19 protein-coding genes are annotated in these 22,781 nt (G+C 63.5%); 10 read left to right on the forward strand and 9 right to left on the reverse strand.

The window, feature by feature from the left end; translation table 11 throughout:
* Window positions 1–127: 127 nt before the first annotated feature.
* Together JS531_RS07425 and JS531_RS07430 are read left to right on the forward strand one after the other, a co-directional pair.
* On the forward strand, window positions 128–1,147 hold the full coding sequence (locus JS531_RS07425) for a LacI family DNA-binding transcriptional regulator (RefSeq protein WP_214314647.1): 1,020 nt from the start codon (window positions 128–130) through the stop codon (window positions 1,145–1,147).
* Between the two features lie 678 nt (window positions 1,148–1,825).
* A complete protein-coding gene (locus JS531_RS07430) occupies window positions 1,826–2,791 on the forward strand; it encodes a family 43 glycosylhydrolase (RefSeq protein WP_214314649.1) in 966 nt (321 codons plus the stop codon).
* Window positions 2,792–2,999: 208 nt separating this feature from the next.
* On the opposite strand, the gene JS531_RS07435 is transcribed toward JS531_RS07430, so the two are convergent.
* The 9 genes from JS531_RS07435 to dnaA all read right to left on the reverse strand — a co-directional run bounded on the left by JS531_RS07435 (window position 3,000) and on the right by dnaA (window position 16,462).
* On the reverse strand, window positions 3,000–3,989 hold the full coding sequence (locus JS531_RS07435; protein ID WP_214314651.1) for a carbohydrate ABC transporter permease: 990 nt from the start codon (window positions 3,987–3,989) through the stop codon (window positions 3,000–3,002).
* 55 nt (window positions 3,990–4,044) lie between these two features.
* Window positions 4,045–4,974 (reverse strand): sugar ABC transporter permease, encoded by a 930-nt coding sequence (locus JS531_RS07440; protein WP_214314653.1) that lies wholly within the window; start codon window positions 4,972–4,974, stop codon window positions 4,045–4,047.
* 535 nt (window positions 4,975–5,509) lie between these two features.
* Window positions 5,510–6,121, reverse strand: a complete 612-nt coding sequence (locus tag JS531_RS07445; protein WP_214314655.1) for a DUF3566 domain-containing protein — start codon at window positions 6,119–6,121, stop codon at window positions 5,510–5,512.
* 73 nt (window positions 6,122–6,194) lie between these two features.
* Window positions 6,195–8,804, reverse strand: a complete 2,610-nt coding sequence (gene gyrA, locus JS531_RS07450; RefSeq protein WP_240542105.1) for a DNA gyrase subunit A — start codon at window positions 8,802–8,804, stop codon at window positions 6,195–6,197.
* A gap of 187 nt (window positions 8,805–8,991) precedes the next feature.
* Complete coding sequence (gyrB, locus tag JS531_RS07455; RefSeq protein ID WP_214314762.1) at window positions 8,992–11,082, reverse strand: DNA topoisomerase (ATP-hydrolyzing) subunit B; 2,091 nt, start codon at window positions 11,080–11,082, stop codon at window positions 8,992–8,994.
* A 206-nt stretch (window positions 11,083–11,288) separates the two neighbouring features.
* A complete protein-coding gene (locus JS531_RS07460) occupies window positions 11,289–11,759 on the reverse strand; it encodes a DUF721 domain-containing protein (protein ID WP_214314659.1) in 471 nt (156 codons plus the stop codon).
* Window positions 11,756–12,898, reverse strand: coding sequence for a DNA replication and repair protein RecF (locus JS531_RS07465; RefSeq protein WP_214314667.1), 1,143 nt, complete (start codon window positions 12,896–12,898; stop codon window positions 11,756–11,758). The genes JS531_RS07460 and JS531_RS07465 overlap by 4 nt, the downstream gene beginning before the upstream one ends.
* A gap of 100 nt (window positions 12,899–12,998) precedes the next feature.
* On the reverse strand, window positions 12,999–14,123 hold the full coding sequence (gene dnaN / locus JS531_RS07470; protein WP_214314669.1) for a DNA polymerase III subunit beta: 1,125 nt from the start codon (window positions 14,121–14,123) through the stop codon (window positions 12,999–13,001).
* A gap of 776 nt (window positions 14,124–14,899) precedes the next feature.
* Window positions 14,900–16,462 carry a chromosomal replication initiator protein DnaA gene (dnaA, locus tag JS531_RS07475; protein WP_214314671.1) on the reverse strand — a complete coding sequence of 521 codons (1,563 nt, stop codon included), beginning with the start codon at window positions 16,460–16,462 and terminating at the stop codon, window positions 14,900–14,902.
* 312 nt (window positions 16,463–16,774) lie between these two features.
* Between dnaA and rpmH the strand changes: the two genes are divergently transcribed.
* From rpmH to JS531_RS07515, 8 genes are all read left to right on the forward strand, one after another.
* Window positions 16,775–16,909 (forward strand): 50S ribosomal protein L34, encoded by a 135-nt coding sequence (gene rpmH / locus JS531_RS07480; RefSeq protein WP_214314673.1) that lies wholly within the window; start codon window positions 16,775–16,777, stop codon window positions 16,907–16,909.
* Window positions 16,910–16,938: 29 nt separating this feature from the next.
* The gene (rnpA, locus tag JS531_RS07485; protein WP_214314675.1) at window positions 16,939–17,304 is read left to right on the forward strand and encodes a ribonuclease P protein component; all 366 of its coding nucleotides are present in this window, start codon (window positions 16,939–16,941) and stop codon (window positions 17,302–17,304) included.
* A 17-nt stretch (window positions 17,305–17,321) separates the two neighbouring features.
* Entirely contained in the window at window positions 17,322–17,603 is a 282-nt protein-coding gene (yidD, locus tag JS531_RS07490) for a membrane protein insertion efficiency factor YidD (protein ID WP_214314764.1), read from the forward strand.
* A gap of 14 nt (window positions 17,604–17,617) precedes the next feature.
* Window positions 17,618–18,628: a membrane protein insertase YidC gene (gene yidC / locus JS531_RS07495; protein ID WP_214314677.1), complete on the forward strand. Its 1,011-nt coding sequence runs from the start codon at window positions 17,618–17,620 to the stop codon at window positions 18,626–18,628.
* A 121-nt stretch (window positions 18,629–18,749) separates the two neighbouring features.
* Complete coding sequence (locus JS531_RS07500) at window positions 18,750–19,280, forward strand: R3H domain-containing nucleic acid-binding protein (RefSeq protein WP_214314679.1); 531 nt, start codon at window positions 18,750–18,752, stop codon at window positions 19,278–19,280.
* Between the two features lie 83 nt (window positions 19,281–19,363).
* Complete coding sequence (gene rsmG, locus JS531_RS07505) at window positions 19,364–20,032, forward strand: 16S rRNA (guanine(527)-N(7))-methyltransferase RsmG (protein ID WP_214314681.1); 669 nt, start codon at window positions 19,364–19,366, stop codon at window positions 20,030–20,032.
* Window positions 20,033–20,344: 312 nt separating this feature from the next.
* On the forward strand, window positions 20,345–21,289 hold the full coding sequence (locus JS531_RS07510; RefSeq protein WP_214314766.1) for an AAA family ATPase: 945 nt from the start codon (window positions 20,345–20,347) through the stop codon (window positions 21,287–21,289).
* Window positions 21,290–21,294: 5 nt separating this feature from the next.
* Window positions 21,295–22,641, forward strand: a complete 1,347-nt coding sequence (locus JS531_RS07515; protein ID WP_214314683.1) for a ParB/RepB/Spo0J family partition protein — start codon at window positions 21,295–21,297, stop codon at window positions 22,639–22,641.
* The last annotated feature ends 140 nt before the right edge of the window (window positions 22,642–22,781 follow it).

Here is a 22,781-nt window from a genome sequence, read left to right on the forward strand (position 1 = left end):
GAGGACGCGCACGCGTCACACGGAACGTGACCGACGGACAGCACGGCATCGGGCGCCGACGCGACGAAGCGCCCCGAGGAAACGCAAGAGGACGGCGAACATGACGGCATCGCATACGATGGCATACATGGCAACGGCACCGAAGAAGGCAACGATCCGAGACGTGGCGAAACTGGCCGGCGTCTCATACGGCACGGTCTCCCGCTACCTCAACGGCAGCGAACACGTCTCCCGGGACGCGTCGAAGCGCATCGCCGCCGCCATCAAACAAGCCAGATACACGCCGAACAACGCGGCGCGATCCCTCGCCCAACAACGCACCCTCACCGTCGCACTCATCATCCAGGTCGAATCCAACGAGACCATGGTCCAATCCAGCGTCTCCGAGGCGATGGTCGGCGCCAACCAGGTGCTCGGCGACGCCGGATACCAGATGGTCACCCTCATCGCCAACAGCAGCGAATCCACCAGACGCATCGCACAACTCGTCAACAGCGACTTCGCCGACGGCTACCTGCTGTTCTCCCTGAGCGAGGACGACAGCCTCGCCAAGACGTTCCTCGCCACCGCACGGCCCGTCGTCCGATCCGAAGTGAGCGACCGCGGCGACCTGCCGTACCCCGCCATCGACTTCGAGAACCGGGAAGGGCAACGGGCCATCACCCGCTACCTCCTCGACAAGGGACACTCCGACCTCGTCTACATCTGCGGCCCCGGCTACTCGCCGTCCGCGCTCAACCGACTCGACGGGTTCAAGGACGCCGTCGGGGACGGCTACGACGAACGCCGCGTCTACTACGCCGACGACTGGGAGATCACCAGCGGCGAAATGGCCGCCGTGGAATACCAGCCGATGCTCGACCACATCGACGGATTCGTCTGCGCCAACGACAACATCGCCATCGGCGTCATCAACCAGCTCACCCGGTTCGGCAAACGCGTGCCGGAGGACATCGCCGTCACCGGCTTCGACGATTCGCCGCTGGCCGTGCTCTCCAACCCGAAACTCACCACCGTGCGACAGGACTCGCAGCTCCACGGACGGGCCATGTCGGAGACGCTGCTGCGCATGCTGCGCGGCGAGGACGTGGAATCGTACTATGTGGAGCTGCTGCCAACGTCCATCGTGGAGCGGCAGTCCGCCTGAGGTGGGGGAGCGGGACGGCTCGGCGGAGGAGCGGGACGGCTCGGGGCCGTTTGTCGCGGGAACAAAGCCGCCACCGCGACAAACGGACACTCAGAGTGAGCCGGAGGCCGATTGTCGCGACAGCAATCCCGCCACCGCGGCAATCGGCCGTCAAGCATTAGCCAACGGCCGATAATCGCGGAAGCAGAGTCTCCACCGCGACAAACGGACGCCCAACACCACCAAGAGGCCGAATATCGCAGAGACGGACACCACACCGCGAACATCGACCGCTAAGAGTCACCCAGAGGCCGATAGCCGCGGAAACAGAGCCGATATCGCGACAAACGGACACTCAGCACCACTCAGCGGCCTATAGTCGCGACAACAACCCCACCACCGCGATTTCCGGACGCTGGAAGTCATCTGGAGGCCGATAGCCGCGGGAACAGGGCCCCTATCGCGATTATCGGCCGCCAGGCACCACCCGGAGGCCGAATGCCGCGGAGGATAGACCTCACCGCGATTATCGGCCGCCAGGCACCTTGACGGAACATCAGTCGGAGACACGACGAACGACGACGACCTGACTATTCCCTGAAGGTTATAGAATATTCTGTAAGCGGTTACAGCCAAGTTGGCCACCGGATGTCATCCGAGTTGCCGACCGCTTGCCTCTCCCACGAAAGGACCATCATCATGACCACTCGATACGGCTCGTTCCTGCCGCACGACAGCAACGGCGACGTCGCCCAGCTGCACGGCATCGGCGTCCAGCGATTCGGCGACCTTTGGTACGCCTACGGCGAGAACAAAGTGAACGGCAACCTGTTCCAAGGCATCCACTGCTACACCACCACGGACTTCACCACATGGGACGCGCACGGCATCGTGCTCGACGTGCAGGAGGACGGTTCCGCCCTGGCCGCGGACCGCATCGGCGAACGTCCCAAGGTGCTGCACTGCCCGAAGACCGGCCAGTACGTGATGCTCATCCACGCCGAAAGCCCCGACTACGGCTACGCACACATCGGCGTGGCCGTGGCAGATAATCCGCTCGGCCCCTTCGCCTTCCAGACCACCATCACCTGGCGCGGCTACCTGAGTCGCGACATCGGCGTCTTCCAGGACGAGGACGGCACCGGCTACGTGATCTCCGAGGACCGCGACCACGGCACACACATCTACCGCCTGTCCGACGACTATCTCACCCTCGTGGAAGACGTGGCGTGCGAACGCGCCACCGACTACCCGTACGGTCTGGAATCGCCCACCATCGTCAAGAAAGACGGTCTGTACTACTGGTTCGGTTCACGTCTGACCGGCTGGTTCACCAACGACAACATGTACTCCACCGCCACCGATCTGCACGGCCCGTGGAGCGAATGGCACGCCTTCGCGCCGACCGGCACGCAAACCTACGATTCCCAGGTGGACATCGTGATTCCGCTGGACGACGACCCGTTCCACAGTGACCGGTTCCTGTTCATCGGCGACCGTTGGTACAAGAACGACCTCGGCAACTCGCCGATCGTACAGCTGCCGATCAGCATCGACGGCGGCATCGCCTCCATGCGGTGGGACGACTCCTACGAGGGTTCCACGCATCGCGAGATCCCCGATGATCATGAGCCGATCACCGACCCGCACGCCTATATCTCGTGATTGAGTGACCGGATAGGGGAGTGCCGCGAATATCGGCCGCCGAGAATAATCCAGCGGCCGAATATCGCGACGGCAGCCCCGTCACCGCGATTATCGGCCGATACGAGGAAGGCCGGTCGATGGACGTCATGCCCATCGACCGGCCTTCGCTCCGTATTCGGTTATGGTCATGCCCCGGTCGTGCCCTGCGGCCGCCGAAGCGCGCCGGTCATTCCTTGACGGCGCCGGCGGCGAGGCCGGACTGCCAGTACTTCTGCAGGCACAGGAACGCGATGACCAACGGGATGATCGTGATCAGCGAACCCGTGATGACCAGGTTCTGGATCGCCTGGCCGCCAGCAGTCGAGGCCTGGTCCTTCCACTGGTTCAGGCCGATGGTCAGCGGATACCAGTCCGCGTCCTTCAACATGATCAGGGGCAGGAAGTAGTTGTTCCACGTCGCCACGATCGTGAACAACGCCGTCGTCACGATACCCGGCGCCAGCAGAGGCAGGCTGATCGTCCAGAACGTGCGGAACTCGCTCGCACCATCCACCCTGGCGGCCTCCAGGAGCTCGGTCGGCACGGCCTGCTCGCTGAAGATCCACATCAGGTACAGGCCGAACGGGCTGATCAGGCTCGGGATGATCATGGCCCACGGCGTGTTCGTCAGGCCCAGCTTCGCGAACAGGAGGAACTGCGGGACCGCCAAAGCGATGCCCGGCACCGAAATCGAGCCGATGATGACCGCGAACACGGCCTTACGCCCGGGGAACCGGAACTTCGCCAACGCGTACCCGCCCATGATCGCCAGCAGGGTCGCGCCGCCCGCGCCCACCACCACGTACAGGATCGTGTTGATGAGCCAGCGGCCGAAGATCCCGTCCTGGTACGTGAACACGGTCACGATGTTGTCCCACAAGGCGAACGAACGGCCGAACCCGAGACCGAACGTGGACGTGAAGTCCGCCTGCGTCTTCGTCGCGTTGATCATGAGATACACGAACGGGAACAGGCAGTACACCGCGAAGACCGCGCACACGACCGTCATCCACGTACTGCGGCGCGGATTGTTCACGTTCGCGAACCCGGACTTCTCCGCCCTGCGGCGCTCCGCCGCCTCGTCCTTGGCGACCCGCTTCTGACGCGCCCTCTCCGCCCGCCTGGCGGCCCTCTCCTGCTCGCGCAGCGACTGCGCGGAAGTGGTTGCAGCACTCATGTTCACAGCTCCTTACCCATCGACACCGTCATCGAAACCAACAGCACGAGACCCGTCACTTCATCTGCTCCTTCATGCTGTTCAGCTGCACCGCGTACGCGATCGCCATCGTGATCACCGCCATCACGATCGCCAACGCCGCAGCATAATTGCTCTGGTTACCACTGAACGACAGGTTGTACGCGTACATGTTCGGCGTGTAGTACGTCGTGATCGCATTGCCCGGCACCATGTTCTGCAGAATGCTCGGCTCGTTGAACAGCTGGAACGAGCCGATGATCGAGAAGATCACCGTGATCGCCAACGAACCCTTGAGCTCCGGCAGCTTGATCGACTTCACGATCTGCCACTCCGACGCGCCGTCGATCGACGCCGCCTCATACAAGGAATGCGGGATCGTCGACAACGACGAATAGAAGATCAGCATGTTGTAGCCCGTGAACTCCCACGTGTTGATGTTCCCGATCGACGCCAACAGCACGTTCGGGGCGAACATGTCCAAATGAGTGCCCAACGCGCCGTTCAGGGAGCCCACCAGACCATACTTCGCGCCATACACGAAACCCCAGATCAACGTGGACACCACCGCCGGCACCGCATACGGCAGGAACGTCGAGATACGGAAGAACTTCGTGCCATGCAGCTTCATCGAATCCAACGCCAACGCCATCGCCGCCGCCAGGAACAACATGATCGGCACCTGCACAACAGTGAACAACGCCACACGACCCACCGACGACCAGAACTGCTGATCCCCAAGCAGACGCGCGTAGTTCTCCACACCAACGAACCGCGTACCACCGATCATCTGCTTCTTGAAGAAACTGATATAGATCGCGTACACGATCGGGATGATGAACACGAACACGAACACCACCGCGAACGGCCACATGAACTTCCAACCACGCCAATCCGCCTTATGCCTATTCACCTGCGGCGTTGCGGAATGGCGGGAGGACACGGCTGCGACATCGGCTGAAGCCATATCGACCCTCTCCTTCGAAGGTATACATCTTGTTTTATCCTGTCGGACCGTCCGACCGGTCACACTGAACAGTATAGCACTATTGTGACCGGTTACATGCACAAAACAGCACATTCTTCGAATTTTTTCTGCCACAACATCCGTCAAAACGCACACATCGGCGTCAAATCCCCGAATCAGCCGCACGCCGACGGCAACAACCGTCCGCCTCTCCGGCGTGCCGCACCCCAATCGCACCCCGCCGCGCCCAATCGCATGGCGATCACATACCCATCCGACGTCATCGACCGCCCATCGCCCGGCAAGCGAACATCAACCGCACAACCAACCGCACGCCGCACGCACACACACAACCGCACACACACAACCAACCGCACACACACAACCAACCGCACATACGACAAAGGCCCGCCGAAGCGGGCCTTGTGAACGTCGTACGCCATCCGGAACAACCGGACGGCACAACCTGACGGAACAGAAACCGTCGACCGACCGGCACAGCCGGACGGGCCGGCCGGAACGGCGAGCGGAACGATCAGTCGTCGCCGAGTGTGATGTGGATGCCGCCGACCAAGGCGCTCACCACGTTGTAGATGGCCGCGATGATCACCGCAAGCAGGGTGAACAGCACCACGCCGACGATCGCCAGGATCGTCACCACGGACAGCACCGTGGGCAGGGAGAAGATGCTCGCCATGTCGAAGCCGCCGGCGTCGAGGCCGGTGGAGGAGACGATGTCCGTCATCTGGCCGAACACGCCGACCGCGTTGAGCAGCACCCAGACGAGGGCCGCGGCGACGATCTGGATGATCGCGCCGGCGATCGACATCATGAAGGACACCTTCGCCACGCTCCACACGTTGAGGCGGGTGAGCGAAAGGTTCATACGACGGGCGCGCGGGGTGCCGCGGCGCTTTGCCGGACGCACCGGCACGCCGGAGCCGACCTTCTCGTCCGATTCATGCACGTGCGTGCGGGAATCGCCGGCCAGCGGCGCGTTGGACACGGAGCGGGCCACGCGCGGGGCGCGGCGTTCGCCGTTCTCCTCGGCGGCGGACGCGACGGACTCGACGGGTGCGACGGGCTCAGGGCGTTCCGGCAGGCTCACCTCGGGCGCGTTCTCCTCATGCTGCTCTTCGTTGTTCATCTTGCTCCTTCACGGTTCTTCCGCTGGTCTCTGTCCGCAATCTGTAGCCGAGACTAGCAATCTTCGCCGACGATTACTCACCGTCCGCAGGGTTGTTCACATTCTCCACGTCCGCGGCCACGTCCGCCGTCGACGCACCGTCCTGTCCGTCGACCGGTTCGGCCGCCGTCTCGTCCTCGTCATCGTCCTTCTCCGCGTTGAGCGCGATGGAGATGATGACGTCGCCCTTGTCGGGCTTGGCGAGTGTGACGCCCTGGGTGTTGCGGCCGGTGCGCTTGACCTCGGCCACGTCGGAGCGGATCACCTTGCCGGACTTCATGATGGCCATGACCTGGTCGTCCTCGGACACGACGAGCGCGCCCACCAGCGAACCGCGGCCTTCCGCGAGCTGCAGCGCCTTGACGCCGTAGCCGTTGCGTCCCTGGAGACGGTATTCGGAGATCGCCGTGCGCTTGGCGAAGCCCTCGTCGGTGACGACGAGCAGGTCCTTGTCGGTCTCGCTCGGCACCACGTCCATGGCGAGCAGCTCGTCGCCGTCGCGGAACTTCATGCCCTGCACGCCGGCGGTCTGGCGGCCCATCGGACGCAGCTGGGCGTCGTCGGCCTCGAACTTGAGGCTCATGCCCTGCCTGGAGACGAGGATGATGTCGTCCTCGGCGTTGCACAGCGCGGCGCCGATGAGCTCGTCGGCGGTCTCGCCGTTCTCGTCGGCCATGAGACGCACGGCGATGAGACCGCCCTGACGCGGCGAATCGTATTCGGCCAGCGCGGTCTTCTTCACCTTGCCGGAGCGGGTGGCGAGCACCAGGTACTTGGCCACCTCGTAGTTCGGGATGGACAGCACGGCCTGGATGGTCTCGTCGGGGCCGAACTGCAGCAGGTTGGCCACGTGCTGGCCCTTGGAGTCGCGAGAGCCTTCGGGCAGCTCGTACGCCTTGAGGCGGTACACGCGGCCCTTGTTCGTGAAGAACAGCAGCCAGTTGTGCGTGGAGGTGAGGAAGAAGTGATCCACCACGTCGTCCTCGCGCAGCTTGGCACCCTTGATGCCCTTGCCGCCGCGGTGCTGGGCGCGGTATTCGTCGGCCTTGGTGCGCTTGATGAAGCCGGAGTGCGTGACGGTGACCACCACGTTCTCTTCGGCGATGAGGTCCTCCACGTTCATCTCGCCGCTGAACGGCAGGATCTTCGTGCGGCGTTCGTCGCCGTACTTGGCGACGATCTCGTCGAGCTCGTCGCCGACGATCGCGCGCTGGCGTTCCGGCTTGGCGAGGATGTCGTTGTAGTCGGCGATCTTGCGCATGAGCTCCTCATGCTCGTCGAGGATCTTCTGGCGTTCCAGGGCGGCGAGCCTGCGCAGCTGCATGGACAGGATGGCGTCCGCCTGCGCCTGGTCGACGTCGAGCAGCTCCATCAGTCCGGTGCGTGCGGCGTCGGCGTCGGGGGAGCGGCGGATCAACGCCACGACCTCGTCGATCATGTCGAGGGCCTTGAGGTAGCCCTGCAGGATGTGGTCGCGTTCCTCGGCCTCGCGCTTGAGGTAGCGGGTGCGGCGTTCGATGACTTCGAGCTGGTGGGTCACCCAATGACGGATGAACGCGTCGAGGCTGAGCGTGCGCGGCACGCCGTCGACGAGCGCCAGCATGTTCGCGCCGAACGTCTGCTGCAGCTGGGAGTGCTTGTACAGGTTGTTGAGCACGACCTTCGGCACGGCGTCGCGCTTGAGCACGAGCACGAGGCGCTGTCCGGTGCGTCCGGAGGTCTCGTCGCGCATGTCGGCGATGCCCTGGATCTTGCCGTCGCGCACGCCCTCGCGGATGGAGGCGGCGAGACGGTCCGGGTTCACCTGGTACGGCAGTTCGGTGACCACGAGGCACATGCGCCCCTTGATCTCCTCCGTGTTGACCACGGCGCGCATGGTGATGAGGCCGCGGCCGGTGCGGTACGCCTGTTCGATGCCCTTGTGGCCGAGGATCGTGGCGCCCGTGGGGAAGTCCGGTCCCTTGATGATGCCGATGAGCGCGTCGAGCAGCTCCTCGCGGCTTGCGTCCGGATGGTCGAGCGCCCAGTGGACGCCGTCCGCCAGCTCGCGCATGTTGTGCGGCGGGATGTTGGTGGCCATGCCGACGGCGATGCCTGCGGAGCCGTTGGCGAGCAGGTTCGGGAAGCGCGAGGGCAGCACGGTGGGTTCCTGCGTGCGGCCGTCGTAGTTGGGCACGAAGTCGACGGTGTCCTTGTCGATGTCGCGCACCATCTCCATGGCGAGCGGCATCATGCGGCACTCGGTGTAACGCATGGCGGCGGGCGGGTCATCGCCGGCGGAGCCGAAGTTGCCTTGGCCGTCCACGAGCGGGTAGCGCATCGACCACGGCTGGGCCATGCGCACGAGGGTGTAGTAGATGGCGGCGTCGCCGTGCGGGTGGTAGTTGCCCATCACGTCGGCGACGGGTCGGGCGCACTTGGAGTAGCCGCGGTCCGGACGGTAGCCGCCGTCGTACATCGCGTACACGATGCGGCGGTGGACGGGCTTCATGCCGTCGCGCACGTCCGGCAGGGCGCGTTCCACGATGACGGAGATCGCGTAGTCGAGGTACGACTGGCGCATCTCCTTCTGGATGTCGGTATGGGCCACGCGGTGCTCGTCGAGGACCAGCTGTTCGTTGGCCTGCGGGCTCGTGGGCTCCATCGAGCGTTCGGCGCGCTCGTCGTTCTGCTCCGGCAGGTCGTTGCCGCCGGTGCTCTGTTCGTCTGCCACTTGACTGTTTCCTTTGGTTGCTTACACAGGGTCGTCGCCGCGCGCCTGTACGGCGGCGGCGTGGGGTCCGGTTCGATGCCGGTCAGGCATCAATGCTGCGCTGTCTCTTCATCTCCGCCTAGGCGTCGATGAAGCGCACGTCCTTCGCGTTGCGTTGGATGAAGAGGCGACGCGGTTCCACGTCGTCGCCCATGAGCATGGAGAAGGTCTCGTCCGCTGCGGCGGCATCCTCGATGTGGATCTGCTTGAGGATGCGGCGCTCCGGGTCCATGGTGGTCTCCCACAGCTCCTGGTAGGTCATCTCGCCCAGACCCTTGTAGCGCTGGATGCCTTCGCCCTTGGGCAGCTGGCGGCCGGCGGCCTTGCCTTCGGCGAGTTTCTCGTCGCGTTCGCGGTCGGTGTACACGTAGTCGTGGTCGCCGCGCGTCCACTTGAGGCGGTACAGCGGCGGCATGGCCACGTACACGTAGCCGGCGGTGATCATCGGGCGCATGTAACGGAAGAAGAGGGTGAGGTTCAGCGTGGCGATGTGCGCGCCGTCCACATCGGCATCGGCCATGATGATGACCTTGTGGTAGCGCACCTTGCTCACGTCGAAGTCCTCGCCGTAGCCGCCGCCCACCGCGGTGATGAGCGATTCGATGGTGTCGGACTTCATCATGCGGTCGATGGAGGCACGCTCCGTGTTGAGGATCTTGCCTCGCAGCGGCAGGATGGCCTGCGTCTCCGGGTTGCGTCCCTGGATGGCGGAGCCGCCTGCGGAGTCGCCCTCGACGATGAACAGCTCGCATTCCTCCGGGTTCGAGGACTGGCAGTCCTTGAGTTTGTCCGGCATGCCGGCCGATTCGAAGATGGATTTGCGGCGCGTGTTCTCGCGGGCCTTCTTGGCGGCCATGCGGGCGCGGGACGCCTCGATGGCCTTGCTGATGATGTTCTTGGCCTCGCCCGGATGGGCGTCGAGCCAGTCGCCGAGCTTGTCGGTCATGACGCGCTGCACGAAGGTCTTGGCTTCGGAGTTGCCGAGCTTGGTCTTCGTCTGGCCTTCGAACTGCGGGGTGGTGAGCTTGACGGACACCACGGCGGTGAGGCCTTCGCGCACGTCGTCGCCGGAGAGGTTCTCGTCCTTGTCCTTGAGGATGTTCTTCTCACGCGCGTAGCGGTTGATGAGGCCGGTGAGCGCCGCGCGGAAGCCTTCCTCGTGGGTGCCGCCCTCGGTGGTGGAGATCGTGTTGGCGAACGTGTGGACGGCCTCGGAGTAGGCGGTGGTCCACTGCATGGCGATCTCGGCGGAGATGCCGAGCTTGAGGTCCTCGGCGTCGAAGTTGATGACCTCGTCCTCGACGGGCGTGGCCTTGCGGGACTTGACGAGGTAGTCCACGTAGTCCTTGATGCCGTTCGCGTACTGGTAGGTGACGGTCTGGTGGGTCTCCTCGAGCGGGTTGTCGCCGTCGCCCGCGACCTCGTCGCCGGCCTGGTCGGCCTGGCGCAGGTCGGTGAGCGTGATCTTGAGGCCCTTGTTGAGGAACGCCATCTGCTGGAAGCGGGAGCGCAGGGTCTCGAAGTCGTACACGGTGGTCTCGAAGATCGCCGGATCGGCCCAGAAGGTGACGGACGTGCCGGTCGATTCGCCTTCGGCCATCGGCTCGCCCTTGGCGAGACGCGCGGTGGGGTGCTGGTCGATGTAGGTCTGCGTCCAGTGGAATCCCTGGCGGCGCACTTCGACGTCCACGCGCGTGGAGAGCGCGTTGACCACGGAGATGCCCACGCCGTGCAGGCCGCCGGAGACCGCGTAGCCGCCGCCGCCGAACTTGCCGCCGGCGTGCAGCTTGGTCATGACCGTCTCGACGCCGGAGACGCCTTCGCCCGGCACGATGTCGACCGGGATGCCACGGCCGTCGTCGACGACGCGGATGCCGTTGTCCGGCAGGATGGACACTTCGATATGGCTGGCGTAGCCGGCCAGCGCCTCGTCGACGGAGTTGTCGACGATCTCGTAGACGAGATGGTGCAGGCCGCGCGGGCCCGTGGAACCGATGTACATGCCCGGGCGGATGCGCACCGCCTCGAGGCCTTCGAGCACTTTGAGGTCGGAGGCGTCGTAGTGCTCGGGGGTCATCGACTCGTCGAGCTCGCCTTCCTGCAATTCGGTGCTGTTGATGTGTTCGTCCGCGGCCTTGAGCTGTGCTTCCTTGCTCTCGGCTTTGTCCAACGAATCCGCCACAGGGCTCCCTCCTGCTTTCACTTCAACGCGAGGGGTTGTCTCGCGGGCCCATGCCCCAAAATCGCCCGCTAAGGGCCTTAGGAGCGTTTTGACCATACTGCCTGTGATTCTACTCGTTTTGGACGACGAACGCCATATAGGGCCCTTTCCCTTCTTCGTCGGGCGATTCCGACGCGGGTTCGGCGGGTGCTCACTCAGCGGCGGCGGGCCCAACGGCGCGTATACCCCGCCGAGGGGCCCGCGACGCGGATCTCGCGGATGTCGAGTCCTTCGAGGTTGCGGCGGATGGTGTCGGTGAGCTGGGGGATGAGGTAGGTGAGCTGGGTGGCCCATACCTGCGATTCCGTGCCGATGATGAGCGTCCCCTCGCGCAGGGACACCACGTGGGAGTGCTGGGCGATGACGGGTCCCACCACCTGGTCCCAATGGTTGTTGAGCTGTGCGAGCTTCAGGTGGGGGATCCAGTCGCCGTTGCGGGCGAGCAGCGCCGCCACTCCGCCCAGCCGGGCCGGGTCGCGCCCGGGTTTGCCGAAGCTCTCCCACGCAGCCTCGGCTTTGGCGGCGCGCGCCTTGCGGGTGTCCTGCCGGGCCGCGTACCGTTCGAACACCTGTGCGGGCAGTTCGCGCTGGTCGAGCTTCAGCGTCACGGCGACGGGCGGTCTCATGCGTCCGCGTCCCGCCGCAGCGCGGCCACGTCGATGATGTGCGCCTCCCGGTTGCCGGGGATGTCTCCGGCCGCGGCGGCGGTGACGAGCACCTGGTCCTGCGTGGACGCGAAGCCGAGGATCTGCTCGCGGCGGCGTTCGTCCAACTGCGCGAAGACATCGTCGAGGATGACGATGGGCCTGACGCCGCGTTCCGCGGCGGTGACCTCGTACAACGCCATCTTCAATGCCAGCGCCATCGTCCACATCTCGCCGTTGGAGGCGAAGTCGCGCGCCGGCATGCCGTCGAGGGTGAGCGCGAGGTCGTCGCGTTGGGGGCCGATGAGGTTCACGCCGCGCGACACCTCGCCGGCGTACAGACGCTGGAAGTGGGCGGCGATGGCGGGCCTCGGGTCGTCGTCGGCCTCGACGACCTCGACGAACGACGGCGCGTAGGCGAGGGCGGCCTCGCCGCGTCCGGACGCCAACCGTCCGTAGATGCGGGAGAACGGACCGGCGAGACGGTCCACGACGCCGGCGCGCACGCGCGTGAGCTCCACGCCGGTCTCGATGAACTGTCCGGTCCACACCTCCAGGCCGCTGAGGGCGGCGTCGAACGAGCCCTCACGGGCGCCGAGCTGCTTGAGCAGGGCCGCACGCTGACGGGCGACGCGCGTGAACTGCTGGAGGCGTTCGGCATAGCGGGGCACGAGGAGCGCGCCGGCCTGGTCGAGAAAGTTGCGGCGTGCGGCGGGTTCGCCGGCGACGAGCCGCTGGTCGTCGGGGGTGAACGCGACGGACGGCACGCGTCCGACGATGTCGCGCAGGTACTGCGAGGCGCCCGAGTTGACACGGGCGCGGTTGGCGCCGCGTGCGGCGATGGTGGCCTCGTAGGTGGTGACGCGGGCGGGGGAGGAGCCATCCTCCGCCGGCTCGGTCACGTTGGCGCGGATGACGGCCTTGGAGGCGCCGCGTTCGACGAGCGGCAGCGAGGAGGACGTGCGGTGGCTGGTGCCGGTGGACAGCACCTCCACAGCCTCGACGATGTTGGTCTTGCCGAGTCCGTTCTCGCCGTGGAGCACGTTCACGCCGGGCTCGAGGTCGACCACGACGCTTCCCCAGGAGCGGTAGTGGTCGAGTGCGAGACGCGAAACGTACACGGTGGATGCCTTTCGGTTTTTTCTTCGGTCGAAATGAGTTTCGCTTTCGTTTCGCAAGTGCGAAAACCTTGCGAAATGAAAGCGAAAAGTCGTGCGAAAATCAGGCGCTCAGGCGCATCGGGACGAGCAGGTAGCGGTAGTCCATCGATTCGTCGGAATCGGACTCCTGCTGACCGTTGAATTCGACCGGCTTGACGGCGGTCGTCATCTTCATGCGGACGAACGGTTCGGTGATTGCGCTCAGACCCTCGATGAGGTAGGAGGGGTTGAACGCCACGGTGATGTCCTCGCCGTCCATGTCGATGTCCAGCACCTCGGTGGCCTGCGCCTCATCGGCGGCGCCGGCGGAAAGCGTAAGCTCCTGGCCGGCGAACGCCATGCGAATCGGGGCGTTGCGCTCCGCCACCAGGGCCACTCGCTTGATCGCGCCGAGCAGCTGCTGGCGGTTAAGCACCGCCTGGATCGGATATTCGTCGGCGAACAGACGATCGACCGCCGGGAACTCACCGTCGATGAGCTGCGAGGTGGAGACGCGTCCGGCGTTCTCGAATCCCAGCAACGACGGGCTTTCCACGTCGAAATCGAGGACGACGTTCTGATGCTCGTCGAGCGAACGGGCGATGTCGCGAAGCAGCGAGCCGCGGACCAGCGTGGTGGTGTTCGTGTCCATGTCCATCGGGGTCCAGGTGAAGCTGGCGCGGGACAGACGGAAGCGGTCGGTCGAGGTCATGATCACCTTGTCGCCGTCGAACTGCATGCGCACGCCGGTCAGCACCGGGCGGTTCTCCTCGCGGGAGACCGCGACGCACGCCTGGGCCACGGCCTGCACGAACGTCGGCGCGTCGACCTGGCCGAGTTTCGGCGGAATTCCGGGCAAATCCGGGTATTCGGCATCGGGCATGAGCTGCAACGTGAACGTCGACTTGCCGGAGGTGATGGTCATCGTGGAGCCGTCGGTGGCGAGGTAGGTCTTCTCCGCGGGCAGCGATTTGGTGATATCGGCGAGCAGTTTGCCGAGGACGAGCACGGTTCCGGGCTCGTCGACGCCGGCCTCGATGTGGTGGCGGGCGGAGATTTCGTAGTTGAACGCGGACAGCTGCAGCGTGCCGTCGACCGCTTCGAGCTTGATGCCGGCGAGGATCGGGTTCGACGGGCGGGCGTCGATGACGCGTGTGGTCCATGCCACGGCGTCGGCAAGTGCGGCGGATTCGATTTCGACCTTCATGGTTCCTGCTTTCGGTGGTTCGGTTTCGTTCACGCGATCGGTTCACGCACGGTTCGGCGTGCGGTTGTCCGGCTGGGTCTCATTCTAGCGACTCGGACGGCTGCCGCCGTCCTCGCGCGGGGAAGGTGAGGGTACAGGTGATGGTGAGTGGAGAGAGAACGTAAGTAGTAGTCGTAATAAGGCTTGTGGATAGTGTGGAAAACGTCGCGCGACCGTTCTGCCGACTTGTCTCAGGGTGGGGTGCCGATTGTGGATAACTGGTGCCAAGTAATGTGGATAACTGGCCGACTTATCCACAGGCGGAGGCTCGTCGCGCGGTAATCCACAATGGGAGGGGTCTCATCCACCGGTTTTCCACAACGGAACCCGGGGTAATCCACCGGTTATACACCGCGGTTACCCACATTTGTGGATAACGCTGTGGATAACTTTTCCGTAAAATCATCGTCCGTTCGGAGTGTTGCGGAGGCTTCCGTCCGTCAGAATCGTTCCTGACGACCGATTTCGACGTTTTTTCCGAACGGTTCCGAAAACCCCCGAAAACGTTCGCTGTACGCGATTCTCCCGGATGAAGGTCTCCGTGCGGGGTCGGCGGGGAACGGCACGGGATGGTCATGCGGAGGCTTCCGAACGTCCCGGGACGGACGACCGTCAGGGCCGCCGGCCACACATCGGCCCGCAGGATTGCTCCTGACGAACGTTTCCGGCGGTTTTCGCCGCGCGGCGGGCAACATGCGAAAAACGCTCGTCCAGAACGATTCTGCTGGACGAGCGTGCTACTTGTCGATGTCGGCGTTGCCCTGTTTGAGGCGTACGGTGAGCTCCATCACGTAGTTGTAGACCTCCTGGCGCTCCTGCATCTCGTTGCTGATGCGGTCGCAGGCATGCATCACCGTGGTATGGTCCTTGCCGCCGAACACCTTGCCGATGTCCACGAGGCTCAGACTCGTCATCTCGCGGGTGAGGTACATGGCCACCTGCCGTGCGATGGCGATGCTCTTCATGCGCGAGCGGCCCACGATGTCGTCGAACGTGAGATGGAAGTACTTCGCCACCTGGCTGATGATGTCGGTGGGCTTCACCTCCACGTCGGTGGTGAAGAAATCCTGCAGCGTCTGCTCGGCCATCGCGCGCGTGACCGGCTGGTTGCTCAGGCTCGCCACCGCGGTCACGCGGGTGAGCGCGCCCTCCAGCTCGCGGATGTTCTCCGTGAAGCGTTCGGCGATGAGATCGAGCACATCGTTGGGGATGTTGCTGTGGTTCATCGAGGCCATCATGCGCAGGATGGCGATGCGCGTCTCCAGGTCCGGTGGTTTCACATCCACCGTGAGGCCCGAATCGAAGCGGGAGATGAGCCTCGCCTCGAAGCCCTTGAGGTTCTTCGGCGCCACGTCGGAGGCGATGACGATGCGTTTGTTCGCCTGATGCAGCGCGTTGAACGTGTGGAAGAACTGCTCCAGGGTGGCTTCCTTGCCACCGAGGAACTGGATGTCGTCGATGAGCAGCACGTCGACCTCGCGGTAACGACGGTTGAATTCCGCGATCTGGCCCTGCGACTGGTTCGGGTTCTGCAGCGCCTCGATGAACTCGTTGGTGAACTCCTCGGAATTCACGTATCGGACCTTGAGGCTCGGATCCTTGACGAGCGCGTAGTTGCCGATCGCGTTGAGCAGATGCGTCTTGCCCAGACCGGAGCCGCCGTAGATACACAGCGGGTTGAAGTCGCGTCCGGATCCCTCCGCCACGGCGAGGGCCACGGTTCGCGCGAAACGGTTGGAATCGCCGGGGACGAACGTGTCGAACGTGGCGTTCTTGTTGAGGTGGGTCTCCGGATCGCGGGCCACCTTGTTGCGGCTGATCGGATAGTCCGTGGTCTGCTGCGGTTGGTGCGCCGCGGTCGGGACCGCGGTCGGCACTTTGGGGACCGGTCCCCGGGAGCCGAACGGCTGCCTGGCCAGATCGGCGATGGAGGGCGTGCGCCCCACCACGTCCGCCGGGGTCGGCACCTTCGGTTTGGCCGGTTTCGCCGGCTGGGGCTGCGGCGCCGGTTCGGCGTGCTGCTCGCGCGGCGTAATCTTGAAGGCGGGGAACATGTCCTGACCGGTCACGAAGCGCAGCGCGTCAAGCAGCGGCTTGCGCAGTTCGTTCTCCAACGCCTGACGGGTCCCGGCGTTCTCGACGCACAGCACGATCGTCGTGCCGAACATCGCCTCCGGGTACACACCCTCGAGCCACCCCTTGTCCCGGGGGGACAGGGACGAGTTCTGCTTGAGCAGTCGCAGCGTGTCGGACCAGATACGGTTGGCCTGCGCTACGGGGTCGTTCGACTCTGCGGCCATACCGTTCCTTTCTCCATCCGTGCGCGAATACAGTGCGCGTACTATTTTTACTCAAGACCGGGGAAGTTATCCACAGGCTTGCGTGTTGCAATCATTGGAATGTGAATAACACAAGTGTAATTTGTGGATAACTTCCATGCGCGCAGCGGCGTCATACCAACGTTCCGGCACGGTGAACGCAGTGCGTCCACGGGGCCAATTGTGAATAAAATGCCCGTATGTTGACGTCTGGGGAGGGGTGAGGGTACTTTGGTATAGCTTGACTCACGTGTGAGCCGCGCGTAAGCGTGGCCGAAAGACTTAGGAGCGATTATGAAGAGGACCTTCCAGCCCAACAACCGTCGTCGTCACATGAAGCACGGCTTCCGTGCCCGCATGCGCACCCGTTCCGGCCGCGCCATGATCAACCGTCGCCGCGCCAAGGGCCGCAAGACCCTGGCCGCCTGATTTCCGGTTTTTCGACGGCTGAGATTCGTTTGGAACGGCTGAAAAGCCACGGTGATTTCGTCGCCGTGCTCAAGCGCCGTCACAGGATATCCCGCAATGACATCGTCGTGCACTATCTGGTGCGCGGCGATTCGGTCGTTCACGGGAATGTGACGCCGCAGGCACGGCGCATGGGTCTTGCCGTATCCAAAGCGGTGGGTAACGCGGTTACCCGCAATACGGTGAAGCGTCGCTTCCGCGTGCTGGCCGCGCGGTACGAGGACCGACTTCCCGAGGGCATCGACATCGTGCTTCGTGCGAAGCCGAGCGCCGCATCCGCATCGTTCCAGTCCTTGGACGAGCAGATGGCCTCCGGTTTCGACAAAGTGTCCCGCAAGGTGACGCAGGAATCATGAGCACGTTGGGGGATGGCATGCTGCGGGTGGTGCGTTGGTATCAGCGCACGTTCTCCGCACGGCGTGCCGTGCCCTGCTGCCGGTATTACCCCAGCTGTTCGAACTATGCGATTCAGGCCATCGAGCGTTTCGGTGCCGTCCGCGGGGGGACTTTGGCGGTGTTGCGGCTGCTGAGATGCCGACCGTGGAATCGTGGCGGCATCGATGATGTGCCGCAGCGCTTTTCCCTGTTCTATCGTTTTTCATGGTCGTCATGCCATGAGGAGCCGCGATTGACGCCGTTGCCGGCCGATAAGTGAGGTAATCCCGAACGATGTTTAACCAAAACCAATTCATGCTGGACAGCGGATTCTGGGGGTGGCTGTACAAGCTGCTGACCCCGGTGGAGTGGCTCATGACGCAGATCATGAACCTGTTCCACGAGTTCCTCTCCCTGTTCATGCCGCGCGTCGGCGTCTCCTGGGTGCTGTCGATCATCTTCCTCGTGCTCGTCGTGCACGCATGCATCTTCCCCATCTACTACAAGCAGATGAAGTCGATGCGCAAGATGCAGGCGCTGCAGCCGAAGATGCAGCATATCCAGAACAAGTACAAGGGCAAGACGGATCAGGCCAGCAAAGAGGCCATGAGCCGTGAGATGATGAAGCTCTACCAGGACAACGACGCGAACCCGGCCGGTTCGTGCCTGCCGTTGCTGGTTCAGGGCCCCGTGTTCATGTGCATGTTCTACGTGCTCTCCGCCATTCCGTACATCGCTCGTGGGAAGCGCGCCGCGCTCGGCGCTTTCGATGTGGCCACCGCTCAGGAGTTCGCCAAGTCCAAGGTCTTCGGCCTGGTGAGTGTGACCGACATGTTCGGCACCGCGGACACGGTCGGCAAGGTCGTCATCGTCTCCTTCGTGGTGCTTATGTGCGCCTGCATGTTCTACATGCAGTGGCTCAACATGAACCGGAACATGAATCCGGCCACCATGCAGGGGCAGGCAGCCACCATGCAGAAGACCATGCTGTGGATCATGCCGCTCATGTACATCTTCTCCGGTTTCACGATGCCGTTCGCAGTGCTCGTCTACTGGCTCACCAACAACGTGTGCAACCTGTTGCGTACGTTCTGGCAGCTGTACGCCTTCCCGACGCCGGGCTCGCCCGCCGCCGACGAGAAGAAGATTCGCGACCACAAGAACGAGAACGCACGCCGTGCCAAGGCCGGTCTGCCGTCCCTCGAGGAAGAGGAGCTCGCCAAGGCCAAGGATGAGGCAGACAAGAAGGCGACGCAGGGATTCCAGCGTCAGCAGCCGCAGCGCAAGCGCAGCAAAAAGAAGTGAGTAAGTAAGGCCCGATGTTTCACGTGGAACATCGGGCCGAACTATCCCGGCACACGGCGGGGGACCCGAGTGCCGCTGGTTTAGACTGTTACCATAGAACCCTCGAAACAAGGAGGAATCCATGACCCAGGAAGACGACAAGACCGTCGATCAGCTCAATGATGAAGCCGATATCGCGGCCGACTACCTCGAAGGTTTGCTGGATATCGCCGACTACGACGGTGACATCGAGATGGGCGTGAGGAACGGTCGTCCGATGGTGCAGATCGTCGCCGACGACGATACCGACATCAAGCATCTCATCGGGCGTAACGGCGAAGTCGTCGACGCTCTGCAGCAGCTCACCCGATTGGCGGTCCAGCAGAAGACCGGCGAGCGTTCGCGCCTCATCGTCGACGTCGATGGCTTCCTCAAGCGCAAGCGTCAGCGTCTGCACGACATCGCCCTCGACGCGGTGGACGAGGTCAAGGAGACCGGCGAACCGGTGAACCTCAAGCCGATGAACTCCTTCGAACGCAAGGTCGTCCATGACGTCGTACGTGAGGAGGGGCTGCGTTCCCGCTCCCACGGCGAGGAACCGCATCGCTACGTCACCATCTACCTGCGCGCGAATGCCGAGGCAGATGAAGGCGACGACGACGTCGAGGAGTGATCGGGTTTCATCGAGGCCCCTCACCTTCAGGCGAGGGGCCGTTCTGATGCCGCCGTGTGCGGCCTGACCAAAGCGGAGTGGACATGACGGATCAACTTGAAGGCTCGCCGATTCTCGCCGAAGTACTGGGTGATGCCTTGCCTGCGCTGCAGGTGTTTCACGTGAAACTCGAGCGCGAGGGCGAACCGCGCGGACTCATCGGCCCTCGTGACGTCGACATCATCTGGGAGCGGCATATCCTCAACTCGGCGGCCATCGTACCGTTCGTGCGTGAGGCGACGAAGGGCGCCCGATTCAAGACGGTCGCCGATGTCGGCAGCGGAGGAGGGTTCCCTGGTCTGGTCGCGGCCGCATGCCTGCCTGATCACGAGTTCACGTTGATCGAACCGATGGAACGTCGCGTCGCATGGCTGAAGGAATGCCGTGACGAGATGGGCCTGAAGAACGTCAGCGTGTTCCGTGCACGTTCCGAAGAGGTCATCGATGCGATGCGGCATGACCGCCAGCTGCACCCGTACGCGGTGGTGACCTGCCGTGCCGTCGCGCCGATGACGAAACTGTCCGGATGGACCCTGCCGCTGTTGAAGCCGCATGGGCGATTGGTCGCCTTGAAGGGGCGTTCCGCGCAGGCCGAAATCGACAAGGCAGCCAAGGAGATCGCTAAACGTCACGGCGTCAATCCTCGGGTCTGCGAGGCTCCGGTCGGCCCTGGCTTGGAACCTACGCACATCGTGCTGGTGGACAAACAATGACGGGGACGGCCTGAGCAGATTGGTTTGGACCGTGGGCGTCATGTGGATAAGGGAGGCAGTTATCCACAATTTGCAGGCTGCCGAAAAGTTATCCACAATTCCAAGTTCATCTGGCTGAAACCGTAAACCGTTGGAAATATTGACCTAAGACGTTGTGGAAAACATCGTGTGGATAACCGGGAACCGAGTTATCCACAGTTATCCACATTTTTGTGGATAACTTCATGGCGTGTGGATTCCTGTCCACATGCATAGAGAAACTGGAGCGAGTTATGTTGCCAAGGAGGAGTCGTGGCTGAGCATCAGGAGCCTATGGAGTCCGCCGAACAGACGCTGAAGCGCATCTTCAGCGAAGGAAGTTCGTCGGTCGGAGCCGAAATCGCGCAGGAGTCCAGCCGGTACGCCCGCCTGCAGCAGGCGACATATCCGAAGCCGTCGCGGACGCGACTCATCGCGGTCGCCAACCAGAAGGGCGGCGTCGGCAAGACCACGTCCACGGTGAACATCGCCGCGGCCCTCGCCAACAGCGGGTCGCAGGTCCTCGTCATCGACATGGATCCGCAGGGCAACGCCTCCACCGCACTCGGCGTGCGTCACGCCTCGGGGGAGCCGTCCGTGTACGACGTGCTCGAAGGGCGACTCTCCCTGGCCGAAGTGAAGCACCAATGCCCTGACTTCGACACCCTGGATGTCGTGCCGGCCTCCATCGACTTGAGTGGTGCCGAGCTTGAGGTGGCTGACCTGCCGAACCGCAACACCCTGCTCAAGGAGGCTCTTGACGCCTATCTCGAGGCTTCCGAGGTCCACTACGACTACGTGTTCATCGATTGCCCTCCGAGCCTCGGCCTGCTCGTCATCAACGCGATGTGCGCGGTGCATGAGATGCTCATCCCGATTCAGGCGGAGTACTACGCGCTCGAAGGGCTCGGCCAGCTCATCAACACCATCGGCCTGGTGCAGGATCACTTCAACCCGAGCCTCACCGTCTCCACGATGCTGGTCACCATGTTCGACCGCCGCACGTTGCTGAGCCGTGAGGTGTTCAACGAGGTCAAGCAGCACTACCCGTCCATCGTGCTGGATACCACTATCCCTCGCACGGTGAAGATCTCCGAGGCGCCGAGCTTCAGCAAGAGCGTCATCGCCTACGATCCGCACGGCATGGGCGCGATTTCATACGCCGAAGCCGCACTGGAAATCGCACGTCGTTCGCCGTCCGTTCTGGACGCCATCGCAGCACGCATGAAGGAGGCCTGATCGATATGGCATCGAAATCCCGTCTTGGCAAGGGCCTTGGCGCACTGTTCCCCGACCTGCCGGGGGAGGAGTCCGAGAAGAAGGAGCCGAAGGTTTCACGTGAAACACCGGCCGCGGTGAAACCCGTTGTGAAGCCCATCGCCCCCACGCCGAAGGCTGAGACCAAGCCCGCGAAGAAGACCTCGTCCAAGAACCGTCGTGCTGCGATGCCGACACTTGACGACATCGCGCATCCGAGCGACATGTTCTTCAACGACACCGTCGGCATCGCGCCTGCACCGGTGAAGAAGGCGATTGCGGCCCCCGCGGCCGCTGAATCGTCGCCGTCGACCACTGACACAGGGGAGAGCGGCGGCAAGGTTTCACGTGAAACACCATCCTCCGCGAAGGATACCAAGAACGGCAAGGACGCGGACAAGGAGCCGGAACTCAAGCCGGTCGTCGGCGGCTACCTCGCCGAACTCAAGCTCGACGAAATCGGGCCGAATGCACATCAGCCGCGTACCGTCTTCGACGAGGACGACCTCAACGAACTCGCCGCCTCCATCAAGGAAGTCGGCGTGCTGCAGCCGATCGTTGTGCGCAAGCGGCCGCAGGCGCAGATCGACGAGGCTCGCAGGAAGCAGGAGGGGCACAAGCCCGCCAACCGCTTCGACGGCCATCTCGACAGCCCGTACGAACTCATCATGGGCGAACGCCGTTGGCGTGCGTCCCAGCTGGCGGAACTCGACAGTATTCCGGCGATCGTCAAGACGACGGCCGACGATGACATGCTGCGCGACGCCCTGTTGGAGAACCTGCATCGCGTGGCCCTCAATCCGCTCGAAGAGGCGGCCGCCTACCAGCAGATGATCGACGAATTCGGTCTTACCCAGGCCCAGCTGTCCAAGTCGGTATCGAAGTCCCGTCCGCAGATCGCCAATACCTTGCGTCTGCTCAACCTGCCGTCCTCCGTGCAGAAGAAGGTCGCCGCAGGCATTCTCACCGCCGGCCATGCACGTGCACTGCTCGGCCTGAACGATACGGCGAGCATGGACAAGCTCGCCAACCGGATCATCGCCGAAGGGCTGTCCGTGCGCAGCACCGAGGAAATCGTCTCCATGGCGAACCTGGAAAGCAAAGAACCCAAGAAGCCCAAGACGAACAAGAACAACCCGTGGGCCGGCTCTCCCATCCAGACGAACCTGGAGAACCACTTCGACACCAAGGTCAGCATCAAGGGCACGCCGAAGCATGGCCGTATCGAGATCGTGTTCTCCTCGCCGGAGGACATGGACCGCATCCTTGGTCTGCTCATGCCGGACAAGGGTGCTGCCTCGCCGTCGTCCGATGGAAAGGGCCAGTGGGTCTGATTCGGCTCCGTACGCCGTACGTTCCGTACCATCATGCAGTGGGGGTGTTGCGACATGATTCATGTCGCAACACCCCCACTGCCATATCCGATGTTCCATGTGACGTTCACGCATCGGTATATGCGTAGCGCCGAAACCCA

Origin of the sequence: Bifidobacterium sp. CP2, from assembly GCF_018555635.1 — a bacterium.
In the GTDB taxonomy this organism is placed as follows: Bacteria; Actinomycetota; Actinomycetes; order Actinomycetales; family Bifidobacteriaceae; genus Bifidobacterium; species Bifidobacterium saguinibicoloris.